Genomic DNA, 18114 nt, shown 5'->3' with positions numbered 1-18114 from the left:
GCCTTGGTGCGTGGTCGGGGGGGGCTATTCGGGATTGGCGTAGGCCGCGGTAATTTCCGTCAAATCATCGGCGGGAAGCGCCGTTGGCTTGATCTCGAACCGGGCCATCCGCCCGGCGGTCTGGGACGGCTTCACGTATTTTTCAATCCAGTGGTAGTTGATCCGCCCTGTGTAGTCATCAAACAGCAGGGTGACGGGCTTCTTGGTTCTAAACAGCGTGGTCAGGAAACAAGCGACCCGAAACCGCCCGTCCACAAGAACCACGTCTGGTTGCTGGAACTGTACGAGATCCCAGACGCTGGAAGGATATCTGGAATAGCGCCCATATCCCTGCGCGTTGGAGGGCTTGCCCCAAGCCTTCGTCGGGCCGACATCCACGTATTGTACCGTGAAATTGGCATGGGGGTGCGCGGCTTGCAGTGTATCGTGGATCGTCAGGGCCCAGGAACGGTCCGATTCAACGGTAAATAGCGTCTTGTCGCCGCTTTCCAGCGCCACAAAACTGGACCCACCGCTGCCGTACTCCAAGATCGTGTCGGCCTTGGCATATTCCTTGCGGACAAGGGCGGCCTCTTCGTCCGGCAAGGTCAGGGGGAACGTGCGCGGCTCAGCTCGGGCCGGACGCGTGGCGATACAGGCATCGAGGAAAGACGCCGGGATGTCGGCGACGCGGCTGGCGAGGTCTTCGTGCACAAGCGCCTCGGCCTTCGCCACGCCCGTCAGGGCGCGGATGCGGTCCATCTCGGTTCCGGTCGCCGCTTCAAGGCGCAGGATGCGGCGGTCCTGGGTGGCGACATGGTTCTGGTCGCGGTACGCCTCAACGGTGTTTTGTTGCGTGTCGCCATCGGCCAGAGCTTGGGCGATGTCCTGCCCGGCAAATCGCTCGAGGGCGAAGATTTCCGGCGTGCGCAGGGCGTAGCTGTTGATCTGCGCAAGGGCGTAGCCGTGCTCATCGGGCTGCATCTTGTCGATCCGGTTAAATTCCTCTCCCCGGAGCCAGCGGCGATGGGGGCGGTGGCGCATGTCGATCCCGTTGCCGCTGGCCATGACGAAATTCAGTTCCGCAGGATCAACCCCTTCGCGGATCTTGGGGCGATGGTAGCCAAAGCGAGAGAAACCTTCGATATGCTTGGTGCAGCGAAACAGCGTCTTCATTTGCAAGTTGCTGTCATCTTCGGCCGCGGCGGCATCGGTGAACTGCTCGGACACGAAACGTCCGGGGAACCGATCATTGCCGCCATCCCCCATCATGCGCCGGGGGATCAGCATCCCGTCACGATCGGCAAGCGTTTCGAGGAGCGCCTTCAGTGTGCCGTCGCCGGTAGAGACCACAAGAAACTCATCCCCATCCAGCCACATGGCCCACTCAACGTCCTTGAGCATCGTTGCGTCGTTCGCAAGATTGATGGCACTGGCCTGAATCGAACTGCCGGGTTCGGGACCTTGGAGGTGAAGTTCAATAACCTTTTTCGCGGCCAAAGCCTTCAATAGTGCCGTCGTGTTCACGTCGTCGACGTAAGCAAACACCACAATACGATCAAACCCGAGCTCCCGGTGGTAAGCGACCCATTCGACGATGAACGGCGCTTCGGCGTCGATTGTCATGAATAGCAGACGTGCGCCGGCCTTCTTGCGGGCGGTTACCCTTTTAGCCATTTTTCTTTCCATCTTTATATTTGGCGGACCTGCTCAACCATTTCCGCAGTGGCACTTTAGGGTATCGGATGGATTTCAAACAAGGAAAGTGATCAAGGCGACAGCAAAAGCCCGAAGGGTCGCGCTATTTTGGCCATAGTATGCGGTGCCACAATGGCTACGACGTCACGGGTCGCGCGGTGCATCCTGTCCGAGGGTCGACGCCCCGCCCCCAAGACGACAAGACGCCGGATTTCTCAATCCGGCGTCCCGCAGTGTTAAACAGTTAAGAGGTCGTCTCGGTCTAGTTCAATGTCGCGTCGAAGAGGTAAACCTTCTCATCTGGGCGCGGGGTCCAGTTGACGCGGTTGCTGACGCCGTAGAAGTCAGGCTGGAAGTAGAGGTGCAGCCAAGGGCCATCGTCGTAGAAAACTTGCAGCATCTCGTCGATGATCTCGCGTGTTTCCTCTTCCGTCTCGGCAGCAGCGATGTCTTCCCAACGGTCGAACCAGCGGGGGTCATCCCAATGGGTGTAGTTGGTGCCGGCATCGACAGCGGCCAGATCGGTCATGTCGTAGAGCGGGCTCCACAATGCGCCACCGGAACCGATGAAGTAGAGGGGGCCTGCGTTACGCTCACGAATGATCGGGATGTAGACGCTGGACCATTCCATGATCTGAAGATCAACATCCAGACCCACATCACCCAGCATCTGAGCAATGGCTTGCACCACGTTGGCGTCGTTCAGGTAGCGGCCCTGACCGGCTTGGAACGCGATGGAGAAACGGACACCGTCGTCGCCACGGGGCCAACCGGCCTCGTCCAGAAGACGCTCGGCCTCTGCGGGGTCATAGGGGTAGGGCTCCAGATCCTGATTGGCGTTGGGCGGGTTCACGATGCCGGTCATCCGCTCACACTCGAAGTTGAGCAGCTGGGAACAGATCGCGGGCACGTTGACCGCATATTGCAGCGCACGGCGCACGGCAGGATCCTGGATCGCATCGCCACCGGGCTGTTCTGCCATCGCGTCAGACAGGTTGAAGCCCACATACATGCGGCGCGTGCCTTGGATGGGGTTCACTTCGGCCACGCCGGAGTTGTTGATCACGTCCATCTGGTCGGGCGCGACGTTGGTGATGATGTCCACGTTGCCGGCCATCAGCTCGGCCGAGCGGGTGGAGGCTTCGGGGATGATCCGCCAGATGATGTTCTGGAAGCCTACGTCGGCACCTTCAACGGCCTCCAGGACCACTTCGGAACCACGGCTCCATTCGACCAAACGGTATGCGCCGGAGCCGATGGGGTTGCTGGTTGCTTCGTCGAGGGTCATCGCCTCGTAGCTATCCATACAGTGGATGAAAACCTCGGCAATCAGGCCGAACGCGATCGGATTGGGGGCGCCGATGTTGATCTGAACACGCAGATCATCCAGTGCCTCGGCGCTTTGGAAGTCGATGGACGAGAAGATGAAGCCGGGCGTGTTGCCGGTGAACGCATTCTCCGGGTCGGCGGCGCGGTTGAACGAATAGGCCGCATCTTCCGCGGTCAAAGGTTCACCATCGTGGCAGGTCAGACCTTCGTTGAGGGTATAGACATAAGCCAACCCGTCGTCGGAGATTTCCAGATTGTTGGCCAGATCAGGGTTGGCAACACCGTCGCCGCCCATGCTGTACAGCGTCCCAAAGATGTGACGGGCAATGTTGGAGTTATCGCGCGACGAAATCGGGGCAGGGTCGAGCGTGACGATATCGGCACTAAGACCAACGACAATCGTGTCGTCGGCTTGCGCGAAAGCCCCCGTGGTAAGCGCGAGGCTTGCAACACCGGCGGCAAGCACGTTGAGTAGTTTTGGCATTAGCTTTCCTTTCACCTGTTGGATGATCTTCGGAGGACTGAGGGGTCGTGTTTTTAGTTGGTCTTGATCAGTCCAGTTCGTGTTGCTCCGAAGTTATCCGTCAGGCGAAGGGCGCCGTTTGTCAGAACTTCGAAGTCACATTGCCTGCACAATGCCCGCCGGATCGAAGGCGGCCAGAGCGCGGGTGTGATCGGAGATAAGAGAGATAGCGCGATCGGCGTCGCCGTCGGCTATGGCTTGAACGATGGGTGGGTGGTTGCCTGCCACCTCTTCCAGATTGCGCTCATCGCGGTTGCGAAGGGCCATGATCTGGTGGATGCGCAGGTAGAGGTTCCGCCAAGATGCCGCGAGCAGGTCGTGATCGGCCAAGCGGATCAAAGCGTGGTGGAATGCTTCATCCGCAGCGACCAATCTGGCGAAGTTGTCAGCCTTCGCGGCGGCAGTCATCTCGTCGCAATGGGTGCGCAGGGCATCAAGGGGGGCGTTGTTTTCCAGGATGCGGCGCACGGCCATCACCTCGAACACTTCGCGAAGCGAATAGGTTTCGGCCACTTCGCGGGCCGTAAGCGGTTTCACGCGCTTGCCTTTGTAAGCAATCGTTTCCACGAGGCCGTCATTTTCGAGAATTTGGATGGCTTCGCGGATCGGCGCGCGGGACACCTTCATCTGCTCGGCCAGCGCAGTCTCCACCAGACTTGTTCCGGGCCGAAGCCGACCGCTCAGAATCGCGGCACGCAATTGGTCTGCCACTTGAACACGCAGGGGCACATTCTCAATCGGGGCAATGTCGTGGGGCATCGGCGCGTCAAAAGCCGCTTTGGCATCGGTCATATCGTGGCTCCTCCTAGGCATGCACTCTCTGCCCGCCGAACGAATGACGCCAATTCCGAGTCACACAAACGTCCGAAAGGAAGATTGCCCAGCATATTGGAATGCGGCCGATGTCTTGCAACAGCAATCAGCATGGCACGGGTCGATTGCATACAATCCGTGACATCTGCCACGGGATGCTGCGTTGCGCCAAGTGTTGTGTGTTGTCGACAATCCATAAGTGGACAATGCTGCATGGTGGAAACGCTTGTCAAGCATTCATGCGAATTCATTGACGATGACCTGCGACCTGCCTGTTTTAATGGGTTCTTTTTGGGCAGGCTGAAACAAAAATAAAGCAGGCAGGCAAAACCTGCCCGCTTGCGGGTCGTGTCCATGTGGGTGTTAACAAAACGAAGCCTAAGTTGTGTGAATACAGGCGCTTACATGGCCTTCGCCCACGGCTTTCAGCTCTGGCACTACGGTGGCACAAGCGTCCGTCGCCATCGGGCAACGGGTGCGGAATACGCATCCGGTGGGGGGATTGATCGGGCTAGGAATGTCCCCCTTCAATATCACCCGGTCCCGCCGTCTACCCGGCTCTGGGATCGGCACAGCGGACATGAGCGCTTGCGTATAGGGGTGGTTGGGCCGCGCATAAAGATCCGCAACCGAGGCGATTTCCATCACCCGACCCAGATACATGACGATCACCCGATCGCAGATATGCTCCACCACGCCCAGATCGTGGGCGATAAACAGCATCGTCAGGTTAAGCTCAGTCTTCAGGTCTTCCAGCAGGTTGATAACCTGCGCCTGGATCGACACATCGAGCGCCGAAACAGGCTCATCCGCGACGATAAACTCGGGCTCCACAGCCAGAGCGCGGGCGATTCCGATGCGCTGCCGCTGGCCGCCGGAAAATTCATGGGGGAACCGGTCCAGGTGATCGCGGTTCAGCCCCACTTTCTCCAACAAGGCAACCGCACGGTCTTCATGCTCCGACGCCGTGCCAATATTATGCAAGCGAAGCGGGTGGGTCAGGATATCGCGCACTTTTTCGCGGGGATTGAGGCTGGCGTAGGGGTCTTGGAAAATAATCTGCATCCGCTTCCGGTAACTACGCAGATCGGCGGTATTCAGCGCCATCACGTCGGCCCCATCGAATCGCACCGCGCCGCCCGTCGCTTCTTCCAGCCGTAAGATCGTGCGCCCGACGGTGGTTTTGCCCGAGCCACTTTCGCCCACCAACCCCACAACCTCGCCCGCGTTGATCGAGAACGAGATGTCGTTGACCGCCTTCACGTTGTTGACCACGCGCTGAAGAACGCCGCCATGGATCGGAAAGTACTTTTGCAGCTTGTCTACTTCTAACAGCGGTGCGTTCATGACGCTTGCCTTTCGCTTAGGTTCAGCTCTCGCCAACGGGCGCAGCGGATCAGGTGGTCGCTCTCAGCCGCCTCAAGCGGGGGCAAGGCACGGGTGCAGGCTTCGGTGGCGAAGGCGCAGCGGGGATGGAAGCGGCAGCCTTGCGGCAGGTTCGTCAGGGCAGGCACGCTGCCGGGGATGGCCTCTAGCCGGATCTTGTTAACCGAAGACCCCAAGCGCGGGATCGAGTTCATCAGGCCCGCCGTGTAGGGCATCTTGGGGCTTCGGAAGATCTCTTCCACGTCGGCCGTTTCTACAACCTGCGCGGCATACATCACCACCACACGGTCCGCGACTTCGGCCACAACGCCCAGGTCGTGGGTGATGAACACAATCGCCATCCCTAGCTTCTTCTGGAGATCATCCATCAGTTCAAGCATCTGCGCTTGGATGGTCACGTCCAGGGCCGTCGTCGGCTCATCCGCGATCAAAATGCGCGGCTCGCACGAAAGCGCCATCGCGATCATCGCCCTTTGGCGCATTCCGCCCGACATCTCGTGGGGGTAGTTGTCCACACGTGTCGACGGCTCTGGAATGCCCACGAGGTCCAACATCTCAATGGCGCGGGTCCGCGCCTTTGCCTTGGAGACCTTTTCGTGGCGGATCACCATTTCAGCGATTTGCTGGCCGACGGTGTGCACCGGGTTGAGGCTTGTCATCGGCTCTTGAAAGATCATCCCGATCTCTTTGCCGCGTATTTCCCGCATTTCCGTATCGTTCAGGGTGGTGATTTCGCGGCCATTCAGCTTGATGCTGCCACCGGAAATGCGGCCCACGTCCTTGGGCAACAGACCCATGATAGACAGGCTTGTCACGGATTTCCCCGACCCACTTTCGCCAACAATCGCAAGGGTTTCGCCTGCGTGAACGTCAAAGCTCACCCCGTCTACGGCACAGACAGAGCGGGTCTTGCTAAGGTCAAAAGTGGTTTGGAGGTCTCGGACTTCTAGCAAGGGCACGCGTTTGGCGCTGTCGGAGGGGTCATGCGTCATGGGTGTGCGGTCCTTGTTGCAGCGTCAGGGCAGGGCGAGTGAACACGCGGAAGGCAAGGGAAGGCAATCGCCGGGCAAAAGTTGCTCGTTTATTGGTCACAAGGGCCCCCTTGTCCGGCGTTGTGCATCGACCTTCCTGTCGGCGCTTGGTTTCTCGATTTGCGCGCTTGACGCATTGATGGTTGCATGGTCTTGTTGTTCTACTGTCGACAATCTATAATCCACATTGGGAGAATATCAAATTGATTGTCAAGCTTCCCGAGGATGGAACTTTGGATAAGTCGAGAAGTGATCACGTTCGGCACCAACTGGGCCGGGGTAAGATTATTATTTTGGCAAGGTGCGATGGCGCATCTTGCGGAACGCGACGCGCACGTAAAGGGCACTACTAACATGTGGACATTTCTCGCCAGGCGTCTGCTGCAAAGCATTGTCGTAATGATTGGCGTTACGCTGATCAGCTTCGTATCGCTCCAGATTGGGGGAGATCCGACCTATCTATTCGTGTCAGAGAACGCGAGCACAGAAGAGATCGAGGCCGCGCGTATCGCGCTTGGGTTCGATCGCCCGCTTTACGTGCAATACGTCAGCTATATCTGGAATGCGTTGCAGGGCGATTTCGGAAACTCCCTCAGCTACCGGGAACCCGCCATGGGTGTTGTCCTGGAGGCGATGCCCGCGACCATTGAATTGACCGCCTTCTCTCTGATTCTCGCCATTGGCCTTTCGATTCCTTTGGGGATCTTCGCCGCCTTGCACCGGGGCAAGCCGATTGATGGTGGGATCATGACGGTGGCGATGCTGGGTCAGTCGATTCCGAATTTCTGGATGGGAATCATGATGTTCCTCTACTTTGGGCTGTACTTGGGCTGGTTCCCGATCTCGGGCCATGTCGCCTTTCTGGAGCCCTTGTTTGATGGCAATTTCTCAGAAGCCTTCGGAAACCTTCCCAGCGCGCTGCATCATTTGATCATGCCTGCTCTGGCGGTCGGGACCTACACTTTGGCGCGAAATGCGCGGCTGGTGCGGTCGTCTATGCTGGAGGTGTTGCAGCAGGACTATGTCCGCACCGCGCGCTCCAAGGGTATCTCGGAGGGCCGCGTTGTGATGAACCACGCGATGCGCAATGCGTGGTTGCCCGTCGTCACGATGATCGGGCTAGAGTTCGGTTTCCTGCTTGGCGGCGTCGTCGTGGTCGAGACGATTTTCTCATATCCGGGCATTGGGCGATTGGTTTTCACAGCGATCAACCAGCGCGACATCCCTGTCGTGCAGGCCTCGGTAATCTTGCTGGCTGGCATCTTCATCTTGCTGAACTTGCTTGTCGATCTTGTCTACGCGCGGCTTGACCCGCGTGTGAAATTGTAAGGGGACGAAATATGTCAGAGGTCGCTCCAGCGCCAAGCGCGGCAACCACGCAAGAGGTTGGTGGCATGGCGAATTCCTATCGCCGCCGCGAACTTCGCCGCGCCTTCCAAAGCATGCTGACCAGCCGTTGGGCGTTGATTGGGATGTTAATTCTATTGATCGTGACTTTCGTGGCGATCTTCGGCCCTTGGCTGGCGCCGTTTGACCCCAACAGGCAAAACATCATGATGCGTTTGCTTGAGCCCGGCCAGCCCGGCGCGGGTGATCTGACATATTGGCTTGGGTCCGACCAACTGGGCCGAGATACGTTCTCTCGGCTGCTATACGGCGCACGGGTATCCCTGCTTGTGGGCGTGGCCGCCATTGCGGTCGGCGGCACTTTGGGCACGGTAGCGGGGTTGGTTTCGGGCTACTTCGGTGGCTGGATCGACGATGTCATCATGCGTTTGGGCGATATCCAGCTGGCATTCCCGTTCATCCTTCTGGCGATCATGTTCCTTGTCGTTCTTGGGCCGGGGCTGGTTAATATTATCCTCGTACTGGGGATTGGGCAGTGGATTACCTATGCGCGGATTGTGCGGGCGCAGACCCTTAGCCTTCGGGAAAAAGAATATGTCGAGGCCGCGCGAGCCATGGGGGACAGCACGTTCTCGATTCTGTTCCGCACCATCCTGCCCAACATCATCGCTCCTCTGACCGTGATTGCATCGTTCAACGTGGCGGGCGTGATCCTGTCGGAAGCTGCCTTATCGTTCCTTGGCCTTGGCGTGCCGCCCGATGTGCCGACTTGGGGCAGCATGTTGTCGGAAAGCCGCGATCACCTGTTGTCGAACAAATGGTGGTTGGCCGTCTTCCCTGGTCTGGCGATTGTCTTCACCGTGCTGGCCTTCAACATCATCGGCGATTGGCTGCGCGACTTCCTGGACCCCCGCTTGAAAGAGAACGGCTAAGCGGGGCGGCCACCAGGCAAACAAAAAGGGCGGCACCTTCGGGGAGCCGCCCTTTTTCTGTCTGCAATACGGGTCAGGAACTTTGCACCTCACCCGGATCAATGCTCGCGTTCGGCACGTCATCAAACGACGCATAATTCACGCTGTATAGCTGCGCATACAGGCCGTTCATCGCCATCAGCTCATCATGGTTGCCCTGCTCCAACACTTCACCAGCTTGCAAGACGATGATCCTGTCGGCGTCACGGATCGTGGCCAGACGGTGGGCAATCACAAGGCCCGTGCGCCCCGTCAAAAGCGTTTCCAGCGCCTTTTGGATCAGCATCTCTGTATAGCTGTCGATGCTGGCTGTGGCCTCGTCGAGCACAAGGATGCGGGCATCAGCCACAAGGGCGCGGGCGAAGCTGATAAGCTGTCGTTGACCAAGCGATAGCGTGCCGCCCCGCTCGCCCATCACCGTCTGGTAGCCCTTGGGCAGCGCCATGATGAAGTCATGGGCCCCGACAGCCTTGGCAGCTGCGATAACGTCCTCTTCGGTCGCGTCTGATTTGTTGTAGCGGATGTTCTCCAACAAGGTGCCGCTGAACAAGTAGGGTTCTTGCAAGACCATGGCGATCTCACGCCCGATGGAGGCTTGGGTCACCTCGCGCACGTCTTTGCCGCCGACAAGGATCTCGCCGCTTTGCACGTCATAGAACCGGTTGAGCAGCGACATGGCGCTGGATTTGCCCGATCCGGTGGGTCCGACAAGGGCCACCGTTTCGCCGGGTTGCACCTTGAAGCTGACGTTCTTGAGCACCGGATTGGCGGGATTGTAGCCGAAGGTCACATCCTTGAACTCAATCGCGCCGTCCATATCGTGGGGCAGGTCGACGGCGTCCTCGGCGTCCTTGATGTCGACGGGCACGTCCAGCACGTCGATCAACCGCTGGCCCGAGGCCATCGCCCGCTGCATCACCGAATACTGCATCGTAAGCGAGCGGATCGGGTCAAAGAAGCGTTGAATGTAGAACAGGAAGGCGACCATCACGCCGACTTCCAGCTGTTGGTTCAGCACTTTCGAGCCACCAACCACAACCACCACGGCCATGGCGATCCCTGTCAGGCTATCGACGATCGGCACCATAACTTGCGCGAATTTGGAGGCGGTGCGATGCGCCAACAAGGTTGCCCGCGCCTTGTCGGTATAGAGCGCAAAGTTGACCGGCTGGCGGTCCATGCTTTGGACGGTGCGCACGCCGTGGATCGCTTCGGCCAATGCGCCATTGGCGACGGAATTTGCCTCGTGCGCGGCCATGAACGCGGCGCGTGCGCGGGGCAGCCAGACAATGCGGACGATGAACAAAACCGGCAGCACGCAGAGCGTCAGAAGCCCCAACTGTACGTTAAGCCACAGCATCGAGATGATGATCCCGAACAGCAAAACGATATCGCCCACAGACAGGACGGAGGTCTCCAGAAATTCCTGCATCGCGTTTACGTCACCTTGCAGACGCGACATCAGGCGGCCCACTTCGGTCTTGTCCATGAAGGTCAGCGAGACGTCCTGCAAATGGCTGAACATGGCGGTGCGGATGTCGAACAACACGTTCTCGGCTGCTTTGCCGACGATGCTTTCCTGCAACCAAGCTGCGCCGTAGTTCAGGCCGATGGCGATCATGAAGGCGATCATCGCCGCGCGCAGGGCCGATTGCCCGGCAAGGTCTGCGGTCAGGCCGTTGTCGATGCCGTAGCTGATGATCAAGGGGATCGCGATCTGGGTGGCGGTGAAGACGAAAACCGCAAGAACTGCGATGATAATCTGCCGCTGGTAGGGGCGGACGAAATCCCAGATGCGGGAGGTGATGGCTCGGTCAAAGACGCGGCCAAACATCTCCTCCTCAATCCGATGAGAGCCTACAACCGCACGGGGCGGGCGACGGCCATTATCGCGAATATCGCCGCGTTCAACTTCGAGTTCTTCGCTCATTGGGCGGGCTCCTCTGGTCTGATTTGGAGGTCATGCAGGGCGCGGTAACGCCCGCCAAGGGTCAGCAGCTCCTCATGGGTGCCGCGTTCGACAATCTGGCCGTCCTCGACAAACAGGATCTGGTCGGCATGCATCAAAGAGTTCAACCGATGCGCCACGATGATGGTCACACGCTCGCTCGCCTGCGCTTGAATGGTGGTCCTGATCCGCTGCTCGGTGCCTGCGTCTACGGCGGCGGTGCTGTCATCGAAAATCAGCACGCTGGGGCGCAGCATGAGCGTACGGGCAATCGTCATGCGTTGCCGCTGACCACCCGACAGGGACGCGCCACGCTCACCCACGATCGTCTCGTATCCGGCGGGCAGGGTGGCGATGAACTGGTGCAATTGCGCCGAGGCGCTCGCATCGGCAATACGCGAGGGCGGGGCCCAAGGATCGCCGTATGCGATGTTGTTTTCCAGACTGGTTGTGAACAGGAACGCATCCTGCTGCACGGCGACCACCTCATGACGGAGCGATTTGAGCGTCACGTCACGGACATCCTGGCCATCAATTGTAATCGCGCCGCTGGTCACGTCGTAGAAGCGGGGGATCAGATGGGCGATGGTGGATTTGCCGCTGCCGGGCGGGCCGATCAGGCCGATGGTCTCGCCTCGTTTTGCGGTGAAACTAAGCCCATGTAGCGTGGGTTTCGAGGCGCCGGGATAGGTGAAGCCGACATTGTCGAATTTCAGGACGCCGCTTTCCACTTCCAGATCACGGGCATCTTCCGCGTCGGTGATCGCAAGGTCCAGATCCAGCAGAGCGAACACACGTTCCCCACAGGTCGCGGTGCGGGCGAAGGAATTGACCAGCATCCCCAACTGGCGCACCGGCATTTGCAGGATTGTCATGAAGGTCAGGAAGGACGCCAAGGTGCCCACAGTAATGTCGCCTGCGACCACCTTGTTGGAGCCAACCCAGAGCACCAAGCCCATGGCCAGCAGGAAGGAAAAGGTCATCATCGACGTGTTGCGCACCCGGATATCGACCCGTTCGTGGGCAAGGTCGAGGGCGCTGGTCGAGGCTTCCTCGTATTTCGCCATCTCGTAGGGTTTGGCCGCAAAGGCACGGACCACACGGATGCCGCCAAGGTTTTCTTCCATCACACGGCTCAGCACGGATAGGCGGTTTTGCAGCTCCAGCCACGTGCCGCGCAGCTTGAGTTGCGTCACGGAAGACCGCCACGCCACGAAGGGCACAAAGCTAAGCGCCAGAAGGCCGAGGACGAAGTCGGTGGACAACAGAAGGTAGCCGCCGACACCGATCAGGATGCTTAGAAGGAGAATACGCACGAGGCCGGTAGAGAAGAACATCCGCACGCCTTCCAGATCCAACATGCCCAAGGTGATCAAGTCTCCCGAATGCATGCGGTCATGAAAGCCGAAGCTAAGGCGTTGGATCTTCTCGTAATACTCCAACCGCAGCATATAGCCGACGTTGTGGCCCACGCTTTCGCTGAAGTAGTTCTGAAACACGGTGAACAGTCCGCGTGTCACCATCACGCCAAGCACCAACAACGCAGTCGTCCAAAGGCCTGCGGCCGCCGTGTCGGCGCTGGAAGGGTCGGAGACAAGGCGCTGCGTTTGGTCAACGGCTCGCCCCAGCAGGACCGGCACCAGCAGTTGCAGCACCGAGGCCACAACGGTTGATCCAAGCGCAATCGCCACCATCCAAGGAGACTTCAGCGCCAGCGCCGTGACCCGTTTGATGGTGTTAAACCCGCTTTTCCAACCGACGGTGTCGGTGGGGCGCATGATCTCATCAGCCACAGCCATGAGCGTCCTCCCTCTAGAGCAAGGGCCAGACGCTTGGGGCGTCTGGCCGCTATCTATATTTTTTCGTCATTTCCCGGCGGCTGGGGTCACAAATTCCCCCGCGCCTTGTGCGCCTATAACGGCGCCGTCTTTGAAAACCGTTTTGCCTTGAAGGATCGTCTGCGCGACGTTGCCTCGCAGGTGTCGCCCTTCAAAAAGACGCGCAACTTCGCGGGCATGGGTGTGGAGCGTTGCAGAGGACAACACCGTCTCTCCGTTCAGATCCACAATTGTCACGTCAGCCGCGCTTCCCGGAAGAAGTGCGCCTTTGAACGGGTAAAGTCCATACCGTCTCGCTCCGTTCGAGCAGATCAACTCATGGGCGCGTTTCAGGCTCAGCCGGCCCTGGGCCACGGCGTCGAGCATGGCTGGCAAAATGAACTCGATCCCCGGCACGCCGGGAGGGGCGGCGGGGAAGTTACCTTCGGCCGCCTGCTTTTCGGCTTTCGCGAAGGGGGCATGGTCGGTGGTAACGTAGTTGATCACACCGTCCTCGATCGCTTGCCATAACGCATCCTGATCCGCCTGATGGCGGATCGGCGGGTTCACCTTGGCGTAAATGCCAGCCTTCGCCACGTCCTCTTCCGTCGTGAAAAGATACTGGGGGCAGGTTTCAGCGGTGAAATCCGAGGTTCCGGCAAAGGCCCGAAGGACTCTCACTGTCTCGGCGCTGGTGACGTGGGCGATGTGCAGTTTCGCCTGCGCGGTCATGTTCATTGCCAGCAGCTTGGCAACCGCCACGGTTTCGCAGATCGCCGGGCGCGATATGCCGTGGGTCGCCGCATCGGCTGGGTCCAACGCTTTCGCGGCGTCCTCGAAATACGCCAACAGCGAGGCGCTTTCGGCATGCACGACAATGGGCATCCCCGTATCCGCCAACAACTGCAACGCGCGCAGCTGGTCTGCTTCATCAGGGAAGGCGAGGCCTTCAAATTCATCGGCGCGGCCCGCGGGGGAGGGGGTGGTAAAAATCTTCCAGGCTATCGCCCCGATATCCATCATCTTGTCGCGGCTGGCCTCGGTCAGATCACCGGGCGCAGCATAGAGCGCAAAGTCGATGACAGCGTTTTCGCTGAAGTGGTCCCGACGGCGGGTCAGTTCTTCGGGGGTGGAGCAGCAGGGCTTCGAGATTGGCATCTCGAACAGCGTCGTCACACCACCTGCCGCTGCGGCCCGTGTCTCGGACAGGACCGTGCCGCGTTCGGGGTAGGCGGGTGCGCGGACGTGGAAATGGATATCCACGATGCCCGGAAGGATGGTTTTGCCGGTTGCGTCGATCGTCTCGGCCGCAGTTGGGGCGGTGCCGGGGCTGTAGACCCCCGCGACCTTTCCGTCTTTCAGGCCCAAATCAGCCTTCACCAAGCTATCGGGCAGCAACACGTCGCCGCCCGAAATCAATGTATCCAGAATGTTCATTTCAGCCCCAGTTCAGTCAGGGCTTTGGCCACTCCGTCCAGATTTGTCAGGTGCATGGAAGCATAGTTGGGCGACAGCACAACACCGTGCCCGCCCGCGCGATAGGTCGCCATTACCGAGCGATAGGCGATATCTGGCGTGCATTTCGCCTGATCGGCCCGGACGCGGGGCGCGTCAATGCCGAGGCCCATGAAGACCTTCGCCTTGTCGTGGACGCCCTTCAGCGCCTCGGCGCATTGGCCGTAGACGTAGGTATCGGGGTCGAGACCGTCCTGGATCACCGTATCGATGCCCGAGCCTTGAATGCTGAGGATCCCGTCGAGGATCTTCATCGCTACCTCCGGATCGAAATCGCGCAGGATGGTCTTGTGGAAGAAGCCGAATTCCTTGTGCCAGATTTCGCCGGATTGGTGCTGGTAGGTGATCGGCTTGACCCAGTCGGCGTACATCGTTTGCTCTTCCCACGGCCATTGGGCACGGCGGAAGATGTTGAAATGATTGCGGTTCCAGACGTTGAGCCCGAAGGGCAGGTTCGGCTTGCACCACTTCACAAGACCATAGAGCTCTCGGTCGAGGTCCTTGTTGCGCTCCAGCCAGAAGCGTTCCCAGATTAGCACTTCCGGGTTTTGCATCAGCACCCGGATAAAGGTGATAAACGCGCCGTCGTCAAATTCCTTGCCGCCAAGCGCGTCCTGCATGAAATCATACATCACGATGCAGGCGCGGCGGCAGGCTTCCACGTCGATGCCACGGGCAATCGCCTCATTCCGGCTGGCTTCTGAGAAGTCACCGGGGGCTTGACCCTGCATCATCTGATCCAGCGGAGAATTCCGCTCGTTGCACCACATGATGCCGTCGATATCGTAGTTGCGTACCTGGTCCTCGATGATTGCATGCATCCAGTTGCGGTAATCGGGGTTGGAGGTGCTTGGCTCGTCCTTGCGGACGCCGAAGACATCGACCTCCATGCAGGAGGCGAGGTTCGGGATCTCGATGTTGTTGACCGAGCCATGGCCCGCATATTTGAAGAAGGGCTCCATCAGCTCGACGTAGACCTTCATGTCGCGCTTGTGGGCCTCGGGGATGACGAGGTCGAGAATGTCGATCCCCTCCATCTCTTTGTCGGTGGCGCGGAAGTCTTTGATCAGCGTCTTGGAGAAATAGCGCGGATCGGGGTTGTAGTAGGCGCCGCCCCTCATGGTGAAAGGCTCGGGCACGCCGTGGTCGGGCCAGCCGTCCAGCTCGTGGGCGATGGAGCGGCCGGTCTTCAGGCCAAGCCAGCTTACCGTGCCGAGCATCAGGACATTGACACCGACGCGATCCTTGAGGGTGTCGAGCACCGTGTCGACGCCTTCGTCGATGAAGCTGATCGGGCTGACTTGGATGCCGACGAATTTCTCGTCCGGGTTCGGGGTCATGTTGCTCATGCGATGGCCTTCTTGTTGGCGGTGATGAAGCCTTGGATGCGTTGCATCGCCTCCTGAATGACGGGGAGCGGCTGCAGGTAGCTGATGCGGATGAAATCGCTGTCAGGCTCGCCAAACATGTCGCCGGGAAAGACCATGACACCGGTCTCGCGCAGCAGGTTCTCGCAGAAGGGCTTGGCCTTCATGCCGGTGCTGGAGATGTTGGTGTAGATGTAGAAGGCCCCGCCCGGTGCGCCGTAGGACAGGCCTGCCGCGCTGAGCGCCTCCATGAGGTAATCGCGGCGCGCGGCATAGTCGCGGAACGTCGCCTCCATCTCGTCCTGCGGGCCGGTCAGCGCGGCCAGCGCCGCGTGCTGCGACACGGTGCAGGTGTTGATCGACAGCGTGTGGCGCGGCTCGGTCAGCTTTTCCACGAAGTCCGCCGGGGCGGCCATGTAGCCGACGCGCCAGCCGGTCATCGCGTAGGTCTTGGAGAACCCGTTCAGCGTGATCGTGCGCTCCTTCATGCCGGGCAGGGTGGCCAGCGAGAGATGCTTGTGACCGGGATAGATCAGCTTGGCGTAGATCTCGTCCGCAATGATCAGAATGTCATGCTTGATCGCCAGATCCGCGATCTTGCGGATCACGTCGGGCGGGGTCACGGCGCCGGTGGGGTTGTTGGGAGAGACCATCACGAACATCCGCGTCTTGTCGGTGATCCGCTTCTCGATCTCGTCCACGTCCAGCGCGAAGTCGTCCTTCTGAAAAGTCGGCACCGGCACCGGCACGCCGCCGCATAGGTGCACGGCGGTGTCGTAGGTGGTGAAGCGCGGCGAGGTGATCAGTACCTCGTCGCCCTCCTGCACCAGACCCAACATGCACAGCATGATGCTTTCCTGCACCCCGGCGGTGACGATGATCTCGTCCGCGTTGTAGTCCAGCCCATATTCGGCCTTGAGGTTGTCGCAGATCGCCTGGCGCAGGGGCGGCAGCCCGGTGGGGCCGGTGTAATGGTGCTGGTTGTCGTCCAGCGCGGCCTTAGCGGCCTCCACGATATGGGCCGGGGTGTGGAAGTCGGGATCACCGCGCCCGAGCGCGATGACATTGTCGAGGCCAGATGCGATATCAAGCATCTTGGTGCGGAAGGAGCCGTCTTCCTCGACGATCCGGGGGGCGGTGCGTTGCAGCAGTAGCGAAGTCATCCGTGCATCCTTTTGCCGTCGATGAAGGTCATTTCGACTTTTTCCAGTGCGGTAAGGTCCTGGTCGGGTTTGCCGTCGACCACGATCATGTCGGCCAGCTTCCCGGCCTCCAGCGTGCCAAGCGTGTCGCCCATGCCGTTGAGAACGGCCGCCCGCGCGGTGATCGCACGCAGGGCATCGAGGTTGTTGGGGCAGACGCCCACTTCCACCATGAAGCCCAGTTCCGGCACGATGCGGTCATGCTCCACCGCCGGGCTGCCGGCGTCGGTGCCGAAGACGATCGGCACGCCGGCCTTGGCCGCGCGCACCAGCCCGTCGAAGCGGGATTTGTCGGCCACGGCGCGCTTGCGCTCTTCGATCTTCCACTCGGGGATGCCGAAATCGCGGGCGATCTTCTCGTTGGCTTGAATGACAAGGGCCGAGAAGGTCGTGACGATCGGCAGTTTCTTGTCGAGCAATAGTTGAATGGTCTCGTCGGTCATCGAGCCGCCGTGCTCGATGCAATCGATCCCGGCCTCGGCAACCCGCGCGATGCAGTCGTTGTAGGTCGCATGGGCGGTGATCGGCAGCTTGTTGCGGTGGGCCTCGTCGATGACGGCGTGCAGTTCCTCGTCGGTGAACTCCAGCGTGTCGTGGCAGGCCATGATCTTGATCAGGTCGGCCCCGCCCTTCACCTGGTCGCGAACGGCACGGCGCATCTCATCGGCGCCCGAAGCCTCGCGGCAAACCCAGTAAGTGTGGCCGCCGGTCTGGATGATGCTTTCACCCGACACCAGAAGACGCGGACCGGGGAAGATGCCTTGGGCCACGGCCTGTTTGGTGAACAGATTGGCGTTGTGCACGCCCAGGTCGCGAACCAGCGTGATGCCGGCGCGCAGGCTCTTGATCATGTTGCCCGCCGCCTTGTAGGCGCGGATTTCCGGCGCGTCGTACATGCTTTGCTGGCTGAGTTCGTGAATGCCGTCCCACGACAGGTGCGCGTGGCTGTTCATCATGCCGGGCATCAGGGTCTTGCCCTCGGTGTCGAGGGTCTCGACGCCCTCGGGCGCCTCGGCGCGGGGGCCCACGGCGGCGATCTTGCCGTCCTTCACGTGGACGAAGCCATCTTCGATGATCTCGTCACCGACGCAGGTGATGACACGGCCAAAGAACACACAATCCTTGGCCTCGGCCTCGAACATCGGTTTGGTGATTTTCTGGTAATGCCAGGCGGCTGGTTCGGGCATC

General features: G+C 59.9%; 13 protein-coding genes. 2 read left to right on the top strand and 11 right to left on the bottom strand.

Going from position 1 to position 18114, the window contains the following annotated elements; translation table 11 throughout:
- Nucleotides 1-24 precede the first annotated feature (24 nt).
- The 5 genes from AADW23_RS00715 to AADW23_RS00695 all read right to left on the bottom strand — a co-directional run bounded on the left by AADW23_RS00715 (nt 25) and on the right by AADW23_RS00695 (nt 6720).
- Nucleotides 25-1656 (bottom strand): glycosyltransferase family 2 protein, encoded by a 1632-nt coding sequence (locus tag AADW23_RS00715; RefSeq protein ID WP_341862619.1) that lies wholly within the window; start codon nt 1654-1656, stop codon nt 25-27.
- 283 nt (nt 1657-1939) lie between these two features.
- Nucleotides 1940-3490 (bottom strand): ABC transporter substrate-binding protein, encoded by a 1551-nt coding sequence (locus tag AADW23_RS00710; RefSeq protein WP_341862618.1) that lies wholly within the window; start codon nt 3488-3490, stop codon nt 1940-1942.
- A 135-nt stretch (nt 3491-3625) separates the two neighbouring features.
- Nucleotides 3626-4321, bottom strand: a complete 696-nt coding sequence (locus AADW23_RS00705; RefSeq protein ID WP_341862617.1) for a GntR family transcriptional regulator — start codon at nt 4319-4321, stop codon at nt 3626-3628.
- A gap of 399 nt (nt 4322-4720) precedes the next feature.
- Nucleotides 4721-5689 carry an oligopeptide/dipeptide ABC transporter ATP-binding protein gene (locus AADW23_RS00700; protein ID WP_341862616.1) on the bottom strand — a complete coding sequence of 323 codons (969 nt, stop codon included), beginning with the start codon at nt 5687-5689 and terminating at the stop codon, nt 4721-4723.
- The gene (locus AADW23_RS00695; protein ID WP_341862615.1) at nt 5686-6720 is read right to left on the bottom strand and encodes an ABC transporter ATP-binding protein; all 1035 of its coding nucleotides are present in this window, start codon (nt 6718-6720) and stop codon (nt 5686-5688) included. The genes AADW23_RS00700 and AADW23_RS00695 overlap by 4 nt, the downstream gene beginning before the upstream one ends.
- Before the next feature lie 393 nt (nt 6721-7113).
- Here AADW23_RS00695 and AADW23_RS00690 point away from each other — a divergent pair, with 393 nt between their 5' ends.
- Both AADW23_RS00690 and AADW23_RS00685 read left to right on the top strand, forming a co-directional pair.
- Nucleotides 7114-8088: an ABC transporter permease gene (locus tag AADW23_RS00690; protein ID WP_341862614.1), complete on the top strand. Its 975-nt coding sequence runs from the start codon at nt 7114-7116 to the stop codon at nt 8086-8088.
- An 11-nt stretch (nt 8089-8099) separates the two neighbouring features.
- Entirely contained in the window at nt 8100-9038 is a 939-nt protein-coding gene (locus AADW23_RS00685) for an ABC transporter permease (RefSeq protein WP_341862613.1), read from the top strand.
- A 73-nt stretch (nt 9039-9111) separates the two neighbouring features.
- Here the strand turns inward: AADW23_RS00685 and AADW23_RS00680 are convergent, their stop codons facing one another.
- The 6 genes from AADW23_RS00680 to AADW23_RS00655 all read right to left on the bottom strand — a co-directional run bounded on the left by AADW23_RS00680 (nt 9112) and on the right by AADW23_RS00655 (nt 18113).
- On the bottom strand, nt 9112-11007 hold the full coding sequence (locus AADW23_RS00680) for an ABC transporter ATP-binding protein (RefSeq protein ID WP_341862612.1): 1896 nt from the start codon (nt 11005-11007) through the stop codon (nt 9112-9114).
- On the bottom strand, nt 11004-12824 hold the full coding sequence (locus tag AADW23_RS00675) for an ABC transporter ATP-binding protein (protein ID WP_341862611.1): 1821 nt from the start codon (nt 12822-12824) through the stop codon (nt 11004-11006). Before AADW23_RS00675 ends, AADW23_RS00680 begins: the two co-directional genes overlap by 4 nt.
- Nucleotides 12825-12890: 66 nt before the next feature.
- Nucleotides 12891-14279: a dihydroorotase family protein gene (locus AADW23_RS00670; RefSeq protein ID WP_341862610.1), complete on the bottom strand. Its 1389-nt coding sequence runs from the start codon at nt 14277-14279 to the stop codon at nt 12891-12893.
- On the bottom strand, nt 14276-15706 hold the full coding sequence (locus AADW23_RS00665) for a hypothetical protein (protein WP_341862609.1): 1431 nt from the start codon (nt 15704-15706) through the stop codon (nt 14276-14278). Before AADW23_RS00665 ends, AADW23_RS00670 begins: the two co-directional genes overlap by 4 nt.
- On the bottom strand, nt 15703-16887 hold the full coding sequence (locus tag AADW23_RS00660; protein ID WP_341862608.1) for a pyridoxal phosphate-dependent aminotransferase: 1185 nt from the start codon (nt 16885-16887) through the stop codon (nt 15703-15705). Before AADW23_RS00660 ends, AADW23_RS00665 begins: the two co-directional genes overlap by 4 nt.
- Nucleotides 16884-18113: an amidohydrolase family protein gene (locus AADW23_RS00655; RefSeq protein ID WP_341862607.1), complete on the bottom strand. Its 1230-nt coding sequence runs from the start codon at nt 18111-18113 to the stop codon at nt 16884-16886. The genes AADW23_RS00660 and AADW23_RS00655 overlap by 4 nt, the downstream gene beginning before the upstream one ends.
- Between the last annotated feature and the right edge of the window lies 1 nt (nt 18114).

This window comes from Gymnodinialimonas sp. 57CJ19 (genome assembly GCF_038396845.1).
Classification (GTDB): Bacteria; Pseudomonadota; Alphaproteobacteria; order Rhodobacterales; family Rhodobacteraceae; genus Gymnodinialimonas.
The sequence above is the reverse complement of the archived record's forward strand: the minus strand, read 5'-3'. Positions and strand labels throughout refer to the sequence as shown.